13 protein-coding genes are annotated in these 15,267 nt (G+C 67.1%); 9 read left to right on the forward strand and 4 right to left on the reverse strand.

Translation table 11 applies throughout. The annotated features are described in order from the left end of the window. Positions 1–28 precede the first annotated feature (28 nt). Positions 29–1,327 carry an FAD-dependent oxidoreductase gene (locus tag HG262_RS16840; RefSeq protein WP_169272094.1) on the reverse strand — a complete coding sequence of 433 codons (1,299 nt, stop codon included), beginning with the start codon at positions 1,325–1,327 and terminating at the stop codon, positions 29–31. A 2-nt stretch (positions 1,328–1,329) separates the two neighbouring features. Beyond that, a complete protein-coding gene (locus HG262_RS16845) occupies positions 1,330–1,644 on the reverse strand; it encodes a non-heme iron oxygenase ferredoxin subunit (RefSeq protein WP_169272095.1) in 315 nt (104 codons plus the stop codon). Between the two features lie 401 nt (positions 1,645–2,045). Here HG262_RS16845 and HG262_RS16850 point away from each other — a divergent pair, with 401 nt between their 5' ends. From HG262_RS16850 to HG262_RS16890, 9 genes are all read left to right on the forward strand, one after another. Continuing rightward, a complete protein-coding gene (locus HG262_RS16850; RefSeq protein ID WP_169272096.1) occupies positions 2,046–3,149 on the forward strand; it encodes a TRAP transporter substrate-binding protein in 1,104 nt (367 codons plus the stop codon). Positions 3,150–3,172: 23 nt separating this feature from the next. Continuing rightward, positions 3,173–5,572 (forward strand): xanthine dehydrogenase family protein molybdopterin-binding subunit, encoded by a 2,400-nt coding sequence (locus tag HG262_RS16855; protein ID WP_169272097.1) that lies wholly within the window; start codon positions 3,173–3,175, stop codon positions 5,570–5,572. Further along, entirely contained in the window at positions 5,569–6,396 is an 828-nt protein-coding gene (locus HG262_RS16860) for an FAD binding domain-containing protein (RefSeq protein WP_169272098.1), read from the forward strand. The genes HG262_RS16855 and HG262_RS16860 overlap by 4 nt, the downstream gene beginning before the upstream one ends. A gap of 11 nt (positions 6,397–6,407) precedes the next feature. After that, complete coding sequence (locus HG262_RS16865) at positions 6,408–7,628, forward strand: 2Fe-2S iron-sulfur cluster-binding protein (RefSeq protein WP_169272099.1); 1,221 nt, start codon at positions 6,408–6,410, stop codon at positions 7,626–7,628. Positions 7,629–7,692: 64 nt separating this feature from the next. Next, entirely contained in the window at positions 7,693–8,718 is a 1,026-nt protein-coding gene (locus HG262_RS16870; RefSeq protein WP_169272100.1) for an ABC transporter substrate-binding protein, read from the forward strand. Further along, positions 8,715–9,524 (forward strand): ABC transporter ATP-binding protein, encoded by an 810-nt coding sequence (locus HG262_RS16875; RefSeq protein ID WP_169272101.1) that lies wholly within the window; start codon positions 8,715–8,717, stop codon positions 9,522–9,524. Before HG262_RS16870 ends, HG262_RS16875 begins: the two co-directional genes overlap by 4 nt. After that, a complete protein-coding gene (locus HG262_RS16880; RefSeq protein WP_169272102.1) occupies positions 9,521–10,297 on the forward strand; it encodes an ABC transporter permease in 777 nt (258 codons plus the stop codon). Before HG262_RS16875 ends, HG262_RS16880 begins: the two co-directional genes overlap by 4 nt. 79 nt (positions 10,298–10,376) lie before the next feature. Beyond that, positions 10,377–11,003, forward strand: coding sequence for a TRAP transporter small permease subunit (locus HG262_RS16885; RefSeq protein ID WP_169272103.1), 627 nt, complete (start codon positions 10,377–10,379; stop codon positions 11,001–11,003). Positions 11,004–11,005: 2 nt separating this feature from the next. Further along, positions 11,006–12,661 carry a TRAP transporter large permease subunit gene (locus HG262_RS16890; protein WP_169272104.1) on the forward strand — a complete coding sequence of 552 codons (1,656 nt, stop codon included), beginning with the start codon at positions 11,006–11,008 and terminating at the stop codon, positions 12,659–12,661. A 27-nt stretch (positions 12,662–12,688) separates the two neighbouring features. Here the strand turns inward: HG262_RS16890 and HG262_RS16895 are convergent, their stop codons facing one another. Together HG262_RS16895 and HG262_RS16900 are read right to left on the reverse strand one after the other, a co-directional pair. Continuing rightward, positions 12,689–13,372 (reverse strand): GntR family transcriptional regulator, encoded by a 684-nt coding sequence (locus tag HG262_RS16895; protein ID WP_169272105.1) that lies wholly within the window; start codon positions 13,370–13,372, stop codon positions 12,689–12,691. Positions 13,373–13,381: 9 nt separating this feature from the next. Further along, entirely contained in the window at positions 13,382–15,157 is a 1,776-nt protein-coding gene (locus HG262_RS16900) for an IlvD/Edd family dehydratase (RefSeq protein ID WP_006224171.1), read from the reverse strand. Positions 15,158–15,267: the final 110 nt, after the last annotated feature.

The raw sequence follows: 15,267 nt of genomic DNA on the forward strand, positions 1-15,267 counted from the left end.
TCCTGTCGAGGCGGGGCAACAATGGAATTCAGGGCGTGGCGGCGGGTTGCTGGCAGGCTTTCACCAGCGGCTTGAGCGCCACGGTTTCGTCGGCGTAGCGCTGCGGATCGATGCGCAGGCCTTGTTCGAACAACACGCGCAATTGGCGCAGGTCGCCGCCGGCGTTGATGGCGATGGCATGGACCGGCACGCCGTCGCGGTGGCCCAGCCAGATGAACTTGGGCACGTCGGCCCCGCTTTGGGGCGTCCCGCGGCAGGCATAGGCCAGGCCCGGTTGCGGCAGGCCCAGCATCTGCACGTTGCAGCCGAATTGGTCGGTCCAGAACCACGGATAGGGTTCGCCCGGCGCGGGCTGGCCCAGCATGCCGGCCGCGGCGGCGCGCGCCTGTTCATTGGCGTTCTGCCAAGACTCCAGCCGCAGGGCCATGTTCAGATGACGCCGGTGCTGGCTGGCGCAATCGCCGGCGGCGTAGACGTCGGGGGCGCTGCTGCGGCAGTCGGCGTCGACCGCGATGCCGCCGTTGGCGGGGTCCAGCGCCAGGCCGGCCTCGGCCGCCAGCGACACCTCGGGCGTCAGGCCGATGGCGACCACCACCACGTCGGCGTCGATCACGGCGTCGCCCTCTAATTCGATCGTGAAACGGGCCCGAGGGGGGACCGTGTCATCGGGATCGGGCCGCCGGGTGCAGCGTGCCATGCGCGCGTCCAGGCGCAGCGCCACGCCGGCGTGGCGGGTGCGTTCGGCCAGCCAGTCGGACAGGGCCGGCGGCAACACGCGTTCCAGCAGGCGCGGCGCGCTTTCCAGCACGGTTACCTGGGCGCCCAGGCCGCGCGCGGTGGAGGCCACTTCCAACCCCAGGAAACCGCCGCCGATGACGGCGACGCGCGCATCAGGCGTCAGGCTGGCGCGCAGCGCCGCCGCGTCATCGAGCGTCCTGATGTAGTGCACGCCGGCAGTGCCGCGGGGCAAGGTGGGCAATTCGCGCGCCCGGCCGCCGGTGGCAAGCAGGCAGCGGTGGTAGTTCAGGCGGCGCCCGTCGGCCAAGTGGACGAGATGGCCCGCGGAATCCAGCCGGACCACTTCGACGCCGGTCAACAAGCCGATGCGCCGCTGTTCATAGAAGCCGCTGGGGTGGACGGCCGTCTGCGCATGCGCCTCGTTCGATTGCAGCACGGCCTTGGACAAGGGCGGGCGCTCGTAAGGGGCATGCGCCTCGCGGCCGATCAGCGTGATGGGGCCGTCATGGCCCAGGTCGCGCAAGGCTGCGGCGGCCACCGCGCCGGACTGCCCGGCGCCGATGATGAGGATCGAGTCGGCGTCAGCCATGCTCAACCCTGCACGTCCGCGTAGATGTCCTGGCCTTCGACCTTGACGGGGTACACGCGGATGCCGCTGGTCGCGGGCGCGCACATGGCGTGGCCGGTGCGGATGTCGAACCTGGCCTGGTGCAGCGGGCACTCGATACAGCCGTCTTCCAGGTAACCGTCGGACAGGAGCGCGTAGGCGTGCGTACAGACGTTGTCGGACGCGAAGAACTCGCCGTCGCTGCGATATAGCGCAAGCTGTTTTTCGCCGGCCGCGACGGGGATGACCTCGTCGTCGTCCGTCAGTTGGTCGGTGGAGGCAATGCGGATCCAGTTCATATTGTCTCTCTAATCAGTATGCTGAGTAATGTGGTCAGTGTACTGCTCAAAAAAACAAGTCAGGAGCTAGGGATTTCCCCGACGCGACGATCGTCGGCGGCTTGCTGCGCGCGCCTATTATGCCCGCCCCGCGCGACGTGGACGGGGCCGTTTCTCCTATATGGAAGGCATGCCCAAAAACGCCGTCCGGGCCGTCTCGCAACGCGGACCCAAAGGGCCGGAAACGCAGGGTTTTCACGTGTTTCGCAGTGGGGATTAACCTTGTTGACACTCAAAATTACTGTCAGTATGCTGATCAACAATTCAGTGTGCTAACGTTTTTTTGGGTCGTAAAAAAGCGGCGTTGGCATGGGTTGAGGCGGGTCCAAGGGGACTCAATCGAATCAGATCGGGAGCACTACATGCAACGACGCCGTTTCCTCGCACAAGCCGCTGGCGCCGCCGGCGCCGGACTTGCCACTGTCGGCATGCCCGCCATCGCGCAATCCGCGCCCGCGGTGCGCTGGCGCATGTCGACCAGCTGGCCAAAGAGCCTGGACACCATCTACGGTTCGGCCGAAGACCTCTGCAAGCGCGTGGCGCAATTGACCGATGGCAAGTTCGAAATCCGCGCGTTCCCCGGCGGCGAACTGGTGCCGGCCGCGCAGAACATGGACGCGGTCAGCAACGGGACGGTGGAATGCAACCACGTGCTGAGCACGGCTTACATCGGCAAGAACACCGCGCTGACGTTCGATACCGGCCTGTCGTTCGGCTTGAGCGCGCGCCAGCACAATGCCTGGATCCATAGCGGCGGTGGCCTGAAGATGCTGCGGGCGCTCTATAAGAAATACAACATCGTGAACCACGTCTGTGGCAACGTCGGTGTGCAGATGGGCGGCTGGTACCGCAAGGAGATCAAGTCGGTCGCCGACCTGAAAGGCCTGAACATGCGGATCGGCGGAATCGGCGGCATGGTGCTGTCCAAGCTGGGCGCGGTGCCGCAGCAGATTCCGCCTGGCGATATCTACCCGGCGCTGGAAAAGGGCACGATCGACGCCGCCGAGTGGATCGGGCCCTACGACGACGAGAAGCTCGGCTTCAACAAAGTGGCGCCTTACTACTATTCGCCCGGCTGGTTCGAAGGCAGCGCCTCGATCACCAGCATGGTGCACGACAAGGCCTGGGACGCGTTGCCTCCGGCCTATCAGGCCGCGTTCGAAGCAGCGGCGGGTGAGCAGACCATGCGCATGCTTGCCAACTACGACGCGCGCAACCCGCTTGCACTGCGCAAGCTGATCGCAGGCGGCGCCAAGGTCAGCTTCTTCCCCAAGGAAGTGATGGACGCCGCCTATGCCGCGTCGCAGGAATTGTGGGTGGAACTGTCGGCCAAGAATCCGGACTTTGCCGCGATCTATCCGGACTGGAAGAAGTTCCAGGTGGACCAGGCTGGCTGGTTCCGCGTCGCCGAAAGTCCGCTTGACAACTACACCTTCGCCGCCGTGGCGAAGGCGCAGGCCAAGTGACGCCAGGGAGGCAGAAGGCAGTCATGACGACAGATCACGCCAATACGCACGGCCGGCCGGGCAAGCCGCAGGGAGTGGGCGCGCGGGTGCCGCGCAAGGAGGATGCGCGCCACCTGCACGGCAAGGGCAATTTCGTGGCCGACATGGCCATGCCGGGTTTGAGCGAAGTGGCGTTCCTGCGCAGCCCGCTTGCGCATGCGCGCATTTCGGCGGTGCGCGTGGCCGACTCGGTCGCCGCCAATGTGTTCCTGCGCCAGTCAATGCCCGATGCGCGCGACATCGTGGCCGATTCAACGCTACCCACCTATCAGGCTTCAGCCCAGCCGCCGCTTGCCTCGGGCAAGGTGCGTTTCGTGGGGGAACCCGTCGCCATGGTGTTCGCGCCGACGCGTGCCGAAGCCGAGGACTATGCCGAACTGATCGAGGTCGACTACGACGACCTGCCGGTATATGCCGACGTCGACAGCGCCCAGGCGGCAACGGCCGACCTGCTGCACGAGCAATGGCGCGACAACGTCTTCGTCACGCTCAACGCCGACAAACAGTTCGACGAGTATGCGGCGCAAGCCGAGGTGGTGGTCCGCCGCAAGATCGACCTGGCGCGCCAATGCATGGTGCCGATGGAAGGCAAGGCGGTGCTGGCGTACTGGGACCACCAGGCCGACCAACTGGTGGTGGTCAGCGCCACGCAAGTGCCGCATATGATCCGCAGCGTGCTGGCTCAGTGCCTGGACCTGGAGCAGGGCCGCGTGCGGGTGGTGTCGCCGGATGTGGGCGGCGCCTTCGGGTACAAATGCGTCTTGCAGCAGGAAGAGCTGTGCGTGGCCTGGTTGGCCAAGACCTTCAAGCGGCCGTTCCGTTTCATCGAGGACCGCCGCGAACACCTGACCGCGGGCGCCAATTCGCGCGAGCACCATTACGAGATGGTGGCCTACGCCGATCGCCGCGGCAAACTGCTGGCGCTGGACGCCAGGATCACCATCGACGGCGGTGCCTATTCGGTGTGGCCGTTCACCATCGGGCTGGAACCGGGGCAAGCCATCGGCAACCTGCCCGGGCCGTACGCCTTCAAGGGCTACCGTTGCGTGACGCGCGCGGTGGCCACCAATAAACCGGGATTCGTGCCTTACCGCGGCGTGGCGCGTACCGGCGTGTGCTTCGCCATGGAGCTGACGATGGATGCGATCGCGCGCGAAGTCGGACGCGAGCCTTGGGAAGTGCGCCAGGAAAACCTGGTTCAGGGCGACCAGATGCCGTTCGTCAACGTCACCGGCAAGCATCTGGACAGCGGCGATTATCCCGCCAGCTTGCAGCAGGCCATGGACATGATCGGCGTGGACGCGGTGCGCGAACGCCAGCGGCGGGGCGAGGCCGACGGCCGTTTGATCGGCGTGGGCCTTGCGACGTATACCGAGCAGGCCGCCCACGGCACGTCCGTATTCGCGGCCTGGGGCACCCCCGTCATTCCGGGGTTCGACCAGGCCACCGCACGGATCACGCCCGACGGCGGGCTGGAACTGCGCGTGGGCGTGCATTCCCACGGGCAGGGCATGGAAACCACTTTCGCGCAGATCGCCAACGAAATCCTGGGCGTTGACGTGGGCAGCATCAAGCTGCTGCACGGCGATACGGGGCAGACGCCGTTTTCCACCGGCACCTACGCGTCGCGTTCGCTGGTGATGTCGGGCGGCGCGGTGTCGCAGGCCTGCAAGCGCCTGCTGCCCCGCTTGACGCATATCGGCGCGCATCTGTTGCAGGCCGATCCTGCCAACGTGGCCTGGAACCAGGACCGCCTGGAAGCGGGCGACAAGTCGGTGTCGGTCAAGGACGTGGCCGACGCCTGGTATTTGCGGCCGCAGCTGCTGCCGCCCGATGTCGATCCCAGCGGCCTGGAGGTCACCGTGGGCTACAAGCCCAAGGTCGATACGGGCTGCTTCACGTACGCCACTCACGCGGCGGTGGTCGCGGTCGACCCGGGCACGGGCGGCGTCGAGATCCTGGACTACGTGGTGGTGGAGGATTGCGGGACGATGATCAATCCCATGGTCGTCGAAGGGCAGACCATCGGCGGCGTGGCCCAGGGTATCGGCACCGCCTTCTATGAAGAGACGCCCTACGACGAGAACGGCCAGCCATTGGCGTCGACCCTGGCGGACTACATGCTGCCCGGCGCCACGGAAGTCCCCAACATGCGCCTGCATCATTTCGAGACGCCGTCGCCGCATACCGAGTTCGGGGCGAAGGGCATGGGCGAGGGGGGCGCCATCGCGCCGCCTGCCGTGCTGTTCAACGCGGTCAACGATGCGCTGCGGCCGCTTGGCGCCGCCGAGCTGTTGCGCACGCCTTTGTCGCCCACGCGGGTGCTGGCCGCCATTGCGCTGGGCAAGCAGCCGGTCCAGGCCGCCGCGGAGGTGATGGCATGAAGGCCGCCGCATTCGACTACACGCGTCCCGGCTCGTTGAAGGAAGCCTTGCTGGCGCTGCGCGAACACGATGGACGCGCCAAGCTGATGGCCGGCGGCCAGTCGCTCGGGCCGATGCTGAACCTGCGCCTGGCGCGTCCGCCCGTCGTCATCGACATTTCCGGGTTGCCGGAGTTGCGTACCGTCACCCGGCAGGACGGCATGCTGCGCGTGGGCGCGGCCGTGACACACGCCGAAATCGAAGACGGTGTGCACGAGCTCTTGCGCGGCACGCCGTTGCAGCAGGTGGCCCCGGGCATCGCCTATCGCGCCATCCGCAACCGCGGGACGCTGGGCGGCAGCCTGGCGCATGCCGATCCGGCGGCCGATTGGGTGCTGACCGTGGTCGGCCTGGGGGCGACCCTCGAAATCGCCGGGCCGGACGGTGTGCGCATGCTGCCGGCTGATGGCTATATGCAGGGCGCCTACACCACGGCGCTGCGCGACGACGAGCTGATCGCTGCGGTGCACGTGCCGGTCGCCGGCCCAGCGGGGCGCTGGGGCTACTACAAGTTCTGCCGCAAGACGGGCGAGTTCGCCGAGGCCAGCTGCGCCGCCTGGTTCGATCCGTCGACGGGCACGGCGCGCATCGCGGTGGGCGCTCTGGACGGCGCGCCCAGGCTGCTGCCTCAATTGGCGGCGCGCATCGCGCAGCAGGGCCTGCCCGGCCTGGACGAGACGCTGCTGGCCGATGAATTGGCCGGCGTCATGCAGGACAAGGATGAACACCACCGCAAGCTGCACGGGACGGCGGTGGCGCGCTGCCTGGCTCAGGCGTTGGGTTGACAGGAAAAACCATGGTTCAGGTGACATTGGAAGTAAACGGCAAGCGCGTGTCGTACGAGGCGCCCGCGCGGATGCATCTGGGGGATTTCCTGCGGGATCAGGCGCGCCTGACCGGGACCCACCTCGGTTGCGAGCATGGCGTGTGCGGCGCGTGCACCGTGCTGGTGGACGGTGCGCCGGTGCGGTCCTGTATTTCGTTCGCGGTAGCGTGCGACGGGCGGCAGGTGACCACCATCGAGGGCTACGACGCCGATCCGGTGATGCAACGGCTACGCGCCGCCTTTACGAAGCACCACGCATTGCAATGCGGTTATTGCACGCCGGGCATGCTGGCGACCTCGCGGGATATCGTGCTGCGGTTGCCGCAGGCCGATGAAAGCCGGGTCCGGGTGGAGCTGTCTGGCAACCTTTGCCGCTGTACGGGCTACATGGGCATTGTCGCCGCGGTGATGTCGGTGCTGGCGGATCTGAGGGCGCAGCCCGACGCCGCCGTCGAGGCGTTGCGCACGGCGCAGGCGCAGGGGCGCGGCGCGGCGCCGGCGGTGGAGAAACCCGTGGCGTTCGCTGGTTTTACGCCGACAGCGGCAAGTGTCGCAGCATCCGCTACCACCCCCGCCAATCCCGCCAATCCCGCCGGAACGGCCGGCGCTGCCCCGGCCGGCAAGAAGGAGGGTCGCGGCAGTCAGATCGACGGCGGCTTCCAGGTGCCGTTTCCGGCCGCCGACGTCTGGGCGTTCATGGTGGACTTGCCGGCCCTGGCCAGTTGCCTGCCGGGCGCCTCGATCGAATCGCACGAGGGCGACCGCGTCAAAGGCCGCGTGGCCATCAAGTTCGGCCCGATGGCCGCGGCCTTCAATGGCGCAGCCCGGCTGGAACGGGACGACGCCGCCATGCGCGCCGTGTTCCGGGGCGCCGGGCAGGATTCGCTCAGCCAGTCGCGCGCCAATGGCGATATCACCTATCAACTTGAAGCGCTGTCGCCGACCGAAACGCGGGTCAACGTGAACCTTCTGTATTCGCTGCAGGGACCGCTGGCGCAGTTCTCGCGTTCGGGGCTGGTGCAGGATTTCGTGCGCCGCATGATCGCCGACTTCGGCAACAACGTGACGGCCAGGCTGCGTCAGCCCGCCGGCCAGGGCGAACCCCTGGTTCAAGCCAGTTTCAATCCCACGGCCATGTTCTTCAGCGTGTTGTGGGCGCGCATCAAGCGTTGGTTCGGCCGCGGCGGCTGAGCGCGGGCGGGGATGGGCCGCTGCCAAGGCGGCCGCACAGTGTCGACGGATGACGGGGAAAATCATGCACGCGGTATTCGCAAGAGGGTGGCGCAAAGCGGTGTTGGGCCTGGTGGCGGCCGGGCTGAGCGCATCGGCCTGGGCGCAGGCTCCGGAGCCGCTGCGGGTGCGGCTGGACTGGACGCCGTGGGGCGTGCACGGCGCGTTCCACCTGGCGCAGCAGAAGGGCTGGTACAAGCAGGCCGGCCTGGATGTGTCGCTGGAAGACGGCAACGGGTCGGTGACGACGGTGCAGATCGTCGGCGCCGGTGACAGTTTCGATGTGGGGCACGCCGCGTTGGCCTCGATGATGATCGCCCGCGAGAAGGGCATGCCCGTCAAGGCGGTGGCGGTGTTCGCGCGCCAGAGCGATATCGGGCTGCTGGTTCCGGCCGATGCCGGCATCACGGGGCCGGCCCAGCTGAAGGGCAAGAAGGTGGCGTATACCGCCGGCTCGCTCGAAGCTCCCTTCATCGACGCCTTCCTGGCCGCGGGCAAGCTCAAGAAGGGCGACCTTGAACTGATAAACGTGGACGCCGCCGGCAAGGCCTCGACCTATGCGGTGGGGCGGGCCGACGCCGCGTTTTCCACGATCCCGTTCTTCCTGCCCGTCGTCTCGCAGAACCGGCCGTCCCGCGCGGTGCGCTTTGCCGACTTCGGCTTGAACATGCCCAGCTTCGGCCTGTTCGCCAACGAATCCAAGCTGGCGCAGCGCAGCGAGGCCATCGCGCGCTTTGCCGGCGTGACGGCGCGCGCCTGGGAATACATCTACGCCGGGCACCAGGATGAGGCCGTGGCCGCCATCCTGGCGCAGCGGCCGCAGGCCCGGCTGGACAAGAAGGTGCTGCGCGGCCAGATCGACGCCCTGCAGCCGTACTTCGGGCAGCCCGCGCCCGGCGCGCGGCTGGGCGCCATCGTGCCGCAGGATTGGACGCAGGCCGTCAAGACGCTGTCCTCCGTGGGACTGGTCGGCGCGGGCGCCGAGCCCACGTCGTTCTACGTGCCGGACCTGGCGCACGCGGAAACGTACGACACCCTGGTGCAACCATGACGCCGTGGGCGGTCGCGGCGCGCAACGTGCAGAAGCGCTATCCGGGGGCATCGGGAGTGGAGGCGCTGGCCTCGGTATCGGTCGAGGTGCCGCCGGGGCGCTTCGTCAGCATCCTGGGGCCGAGCGGCTGCGGCAAAAGCACATTCCTGCGCTGCGTGGCGGGCCTGGAGACGATCTCCACCGGCGAGTTGAGTGTGGCGGGCGTGCCGGTGCAGGGGCCGCCGCAAGGCATGGGCATGGTGTTCCAGCGCGATGCGCTGCTGGAATGGCGCAACGTCTGGCGCAACATCCTGCTGCCGATCGAATTCGCGCACAAGCCCGTGGCGGCCTATGAAGACAAGGTGCGCGGGCTGCTGGCCTTGACCGGCCTGGAATCATTTGCCCAGAGCTACCCGCGCGAACTGTCCGGTGGCATGCGCCAGCGCGCGGCGATCTGCCGCGCGCTGGTAGACGACCCGCAATTGCTTCTGATGGATGAACCTTTCGGGGCGTTGGATGCGTTGACCCGCGACCAGATGAACGTGGAGCTGCAGCGGATCTGGATGGAAACGCGCAACACGGTGCTGTTCGTGACCCACGGCATCGCCGAGGCGGTGTTCCTGGGCGACGTGGTGATGGTGTTCTCGCCGCGTCCCGGCCGCATTCTGGAGACCATTGCCATCGACCTGCCGCGTCCCCGGCCGCTGGCGCTGCGCGAAACGCCGGCCTTCGGCGAATACGTGCGGCACATCCGGGGGCTGTTCCAGCAAATGGGCCTGATCGACGAGGGTGCCCGGGCGGCCGCGCACGGGGAGGCCGCTCGATGATCCGGCTATTGCGGGGAACCGTCCGTCGGATGGCGGGCCTGGTGTCGGTGGCAGTGTTCCTGCTGTTCTGGGAATTCGCCGCCCGGGCGTTCCATGTGCGCCCCATCATGCTGCCGCTGCCCGGGCAAGTGGTGCTGGAACTGGTGTCCGAGTGGAGCTGGTACGCCGGCCACGCCGCCTACACCTTGATGACGACGCTGGCTGGCTTTGCGCTGGCCGTGGCGGGCGGCGTGGCGATCGCCATCATGCTGGTGGGGTCGCGCTGGTTCGAACGCTTCATCTATCCCTTGATCGTGGCGCTGAACAGCGTGCCGAAGGTCGCCATCGCGCCCCTGTTCGTGATCTGGATGGGCACGGGCGCCGAGCCCAAGATCGCGATCGCTTTCCTGATCGCCGTGTTCGCGATCATCGTGGACACGGTCCATGGCCTGCGGTCGGTGCCGCAGGACGTGTTGGACCTGGGGCGGGTGCTGAAGGGCTCACGCCGTGATTTCTTCTTCAAAGTGCGGCTGCCCAGCGCGCTGCCCTCCATCCTGGCGGGCATGAAAGTGTCGATTTCGCTGGCGCTGGTGGGCGCCATCGTCGGGGAGTTCGTGTCGTCGCAGCGCGGCCTGGGCTACGTGATCATGAGCGCGCAGGGCACGTTCGACACGGTGAGGGTGTTTGCCGCGATCTTCGTGCTGGCGCTGATGGGCATGCTGTTGTTCGCGCTGCTGGCGTGGCTGGAACGCCGGTCGACGCCGTGGTTGCGGCACCATCGCGAGGATGGCTGAGGCGGGTTCAGGCCCGAGGCGGCGGACCGCGCCGAGTGCGGGCAAATGTGTGGTCAAAAAACAATTCTGGGGAAAACAGATGCAGGCACTACTCGCCTTGTCGCGCGGCATAGACGCGATCAACCTTCGGATGGGCCGGATCGTGTCCTGGGTGACGCTGCTGGTCGTCCTGGTCAGCGCCGGCAACGCCATCGTGCGCAAGGTCTTCCACTACAGCTCAAACGCCTGGCTGGAACTGCAGTGGTACATGTTCGGCGCGATGTTCCTGTTGACGGCGGGCTACACATTCTTGAAGAACGACCACGTGCGTGTGGACATCATCGCGTCGCGGCTGTCGCGGCGCACCCAGGTGTGGATCGAAATCTTTGGCGTGCTGTGCTTCCTGCTGCCCGCCTGCCTCTTGATCACATACCTGTCCTGGCCGGTGTTCATGGATTCCTACCTGAGCGACGAGCATTCGTCCAACTCCGGCGGCCTGATCCGCTGGCCGGTCAAGCTGCTGATCCCCGTGGGCTTTGCGCTGCTGGTGCTGGCCGGCCTGTCGCACCTGATCAAGTGCGCCGGCTTTCTGATGGGGCGCTGCCGCGACCCGCGCGAACGCGAGGGCGCCAAGAGCGCGGAAGAGGAACTGGCCGAAGAGATCGCCCGCGAAGCGCAAGCGCGCGAAGCGGCTGCCGTGCATGAACTGGATAACAAGGGTCGCTGATCATGGAGTTCTTCATTGCCAATCTGGCGCCGATCATGTTCGCGACGCTGATCATCTTCCTGCTGCTGGGCTTTCCCGTCGCGTTCGCGCTGGCGGCCAACGGCATCCTGTTCGGCCTGGTGGGCATGGAACTGGGCCTGCTCAATTCCTCGCTGTTCCAGGCGCTGCCGCAACGGGTGTTCGGCATCATCTCCAACGATACGCTGCTGGCGGTACCGTTCTTTACGCTGATGGGCCTGGTGCTTGAACGGTCCGGCATGGCCGAGGACTTGCTTGAGACGATCGGCCAGCTGTTCGGCTCGGTCCGCGGCGGGCTGGCCTTCGCGGTAGTGTTCGTGGGCGCGATGCTGGCTGCGACCACGGGCGTGGTGTCGGCCTCGGTCATTTCGATGGGGCTGATCTCGCTGCCGATCATGCTGCGCAACGGCTATGACCGGAGGCTCGCCAGCGGCGTGATCGCGGCGTCGGGCACGCTGTCGCAGATCATCCCGCCGTCACTGGTGCTGATCATCCTGGCCGACCAGCTTGGACGCTCCATCGGCGACATCTACCGGGCGGCGATGGTGCCGGGCTTCGTGCTGGCCGGGCTGTACATCCTCTACGTCGTCATCGTAAGCGTGCTGAAACCGGCTTCGGCGCCCGCGCTGCCTGAAGAGGCGCGCCGCTTCCAGGAACCGAATGGCGCGCGCGGCGGGCGCTCGCTGCTGGTGCTGATGGTCATTTCAGCCGTGTCGGCCTACTTCCTGGGGCTCTGGGTCGAGAACAACACCGCGCCCCTCGACGAGCGCATCGTGGTGGCGCTGCTGTTCTGGGGCGCCACGGCCTTCGTCATCGCGCTGATCAACAAGGCGCTTGGGCTGGGCCTGTTGTCGGCGCTGGCCGAGCGCGTGACGTTCGTCATGATTCCGCCGCTGGCACTGATATTCCTGGTGCTGGGCACGATCTTCATCGGCGTGGCCACGCCGACCGAAGGGGGAGCCATGGGGGCGGTGGGCGCCATCCTGATGGCGCTGATCCGTCGCCGCCTGTCGCTGGACCTGCTCAAGCAGGCGATGGACACGACGACCAAGCTGTCCTGCTTCGTGGTGTTCATCCTGGTGGGGTCCACCGTGTTCGGCCTGACCTTCCGCGCCGTGAACGGCGACCTCTGGGTCGAGCACCTGTTGACCGGCCTGCCGGGGGGGCAATGGGGCTTTTTGATCGTCGTCAGCGTTCTGGTCTTCGTGCTGGCCTTCTTCCTGGACTTCTTCGAGCTGGCATTCATCATCGTGCCGTTGCTGGGGCCGGTGGCCGACAAGCTGGGCATCGACCTGATCTGGTTCGGCGTGATCCTGGCCGTCAACATGCAGACCTCGTTCATGCATCCACCATTCGGCTTCGCGTTGTTCTACCTGCGGTCCGTGGCGCCGCGGGACCGTTACAAGGACCGGGTCACGGGCAAGATGATCGAGCCGGTCACCACCGGGCAGATCTATTGGGGCTCGGTGCCGTTCATCGTGATCCAGCTGCTGATGGTGGCCGCGGTGATGGCCTTTCCGGGAATGGTGATGCACTACAAGAGTGACGCCCCGGTCGTTGACCCCGGTTCGGTGTCGCTGGAAGTGGGCGGGGCGTATGGCGGGGGGGCCTACGGGGCCGATTCCAATCCGTTCAAGTAGCCGGGGAGGGCGGTCGGCAGCCTGGGGCTAGCGCCTCGGCCGCGCCTGCTCCGAGGCCAGGTAGGCGTCGCGCGAGGGCAGCAGGTGGTCGCGGCACACGCTCATCAGCGCGGCCCGGTCGCCGTCGCGCAGCGCCTGGATCATGGCCCAGTGCTCCTGGCGGGCGCGTTCGCGGTAGCCGGCGGCCACCAGCGTGCCAAAGCGGATGGGGTGGGTGCGCCGGGCGTATTCCTCGATGGCCTGGCCCAGCACGGCGTTGTCCAGCAGCCCGAAGAACTCACGGTGGAAGCGCTGGTTGCTGCGGAACACGCGGCGCGCGTCGCCATCGGCGACCGCCGCGTCGTGTTCGCGCTGCACCGTTACCAGCGCTGCCAACCGCGCCTCGGGCACGGGCAGCGGCATCTGGCTGGCGGCATGCACTTCCAGGACTTCGCGCAGCGCATACAGTTCCATGACTTCGCGGGTGGAAAATGCCCGCACGACGGCGCCGATGTTGCGCTTTTTCTCCACCACGCCCAAGAGTTCCAGCTCGGCCAGCACCTGCCGCACGGCGTGGCGCTTCATGGCGAAGCGCGCCATCAGCTCGTCCTCGGTCAGGCGTTCGCGCGGGTGCAGCCGGCCGAAGACGATGTCCTCTTCCAGGGCGGCCACCGCGGTCTGCGTGGCGTCGGGGGCCTCTGCTTGCAGGGCGTCGGGCGTGATGGCGTTCATGGCGGGGCGTTACTTTTTCGGCACGGTGTCGTGGGTGACGCCGGCGCGCAGGAAGTCGAAATCGACGCCCTGATCGGCCTGCGTCACGGTTTGCAGGAACAGCTTGCGGTAGCCGCGGTCGGCGGTCGGCCGGGTGATGGGCTGGGCCGCGGCGCGGCGCGCCAGTTCGGCGTCGTCCACCAGCAGCGCAATTTCACGCTGGGCCACCGACAAGCGGATGCGGTCGCCATTTTGCACGTAAGCCAGCGGCCCGCCAATGGCGGCCTCGGGCGTGACGTGCAGCACGATGGTGCCCGCGGCGGTTCCGCTCATGCGGCCGTCCGAAATGCGGACCATGTCTTTGACGCCGGCCCGCGCCAGCTTTTTCGGGATCGGCATGTAGCCGGCCTCCGGCATGCCGGGCGCGCCGGTCGGACCGATGCGCTTGAGCACCAGGATGTCGTCGGCGGTCACGTCCAGCGCGTCGTCGTCGATGCGGCGCGCCATGTCTTCCGCGTCTTCGAACACCACCGCCCGGCCTTCGTGCTCCATCAGCTTGGGGTTGGCCGCCGACTGCTTGATGATGGCGCCGCCCGGGGCCAGGTTGCCGCGCAGCACGGCCAGGCCGCCTACCGGATAGATGGGCGACGCGGCGGTGCGGATCACGTCCTGCGTGAAGGGGGCGGGCGCGTCGTCCAGTTCCTGGCCCAGGGTGCGGCCCGACACGGTCATCACGTCCAGGTGCAGGTAGGGCCGCAATTCGCGCAGCAGCGCCAGCATGCCGCCGGCGTCGTGAAAGTCTTCCATGTAGTGCTGGCCCGACGGCTTCAGGTCGACCAGGACGGGGGTTTCGCGGCTGATGCGGTCCAGGCCCGCCAGGTCGATGTCGATACCCAGGCGGCCGGCGATGGCGGTCAGGTGGACGATGCCGTTGGTGGACCCGCCGATCGACAGCAGCACGCGCAACGCGTTTTCGATGGACTTGCCGTTGATGATCTGGTCGGGCGTCAGCCGGGACGCGGCCATGGCCACGGCGGTGGCGCCGGTCCGTTCGGCCACGCGCACGCGGTCGGCCGTGACGGCCGGGGCGGACGCGCCGCCGGCCACCATCATGCCCAGCGCTTCGGTGATGCAGGCCATGGTGCTGGCCGTGCCCATGACGGAACAGGTGCCCACGCTGGCGACGAGCTGGTTGTTGACGTCGGCGATTTCAGGCGCGTCGATTTCGTCGGCGCGGTAGCGGCCCCAATAGCGGCGGCAGTCGGTGCAGGCGCCCACGCGTTCACCGCGGTGCGACCCGGTCAGCATCGACCCGGTGACCAACTGGATGGCAGGCACGCCGGCCGAGGCCGCACCCATCAATTGGGCAGGCACGGTCTTGTCGCAGCCGCCGATCAGCACGACGGCGTCCATGGGCTGCGCGCGGATCATCTCCTCGGTGTCCATCGACATGAGGTTGCGCAGGTACATGCTGGTCGGCTGCGAGAAGCTTTCGTGCACCGAGATGGTCGGGAAGTCCATCGGCAGGCCGCCCGCCAGCATCACGCCGCGCTTGACGGCTTCGATCAGCTGGGGCGCATTGCCGTGGCACGGGTTATAGCTGCTGCCCGTGTTGACGATGCCGATGATCGGACGGGCCAGCGCGTCGTCGGAAAGACCGGCGCCCTTGATGAACGCCTTGCGCAGGAACAGCGAAAACCCCTTGTCGCCATAGTTGGTCAACCCGCGCGCCACGCCCTGGGCGGTGGCGCTGTCGCTGTCGAAAGGCCCTGCTGCGGGCTTGCCGCCTTTGGTCTCGTCCGTCATTTTCAGTCCCGATAATATTATTGATAATCCAGGGGCAAGATCATATCCAGCCTTTGGCGCACGCCGCAAGGGCTTTGTGCAAGACGATTTATTGATCTGTTTAGTAGATC

It is taken from the genome of Achromobacter sp. Bel (assembly GCF_012928505.1).
Taxonomy (GTDB): Bacteria; Pseudomonadota; Gammaproteobacteria; order Burkholderiales; family Burkholderiaceae_B; genus Achromobacter.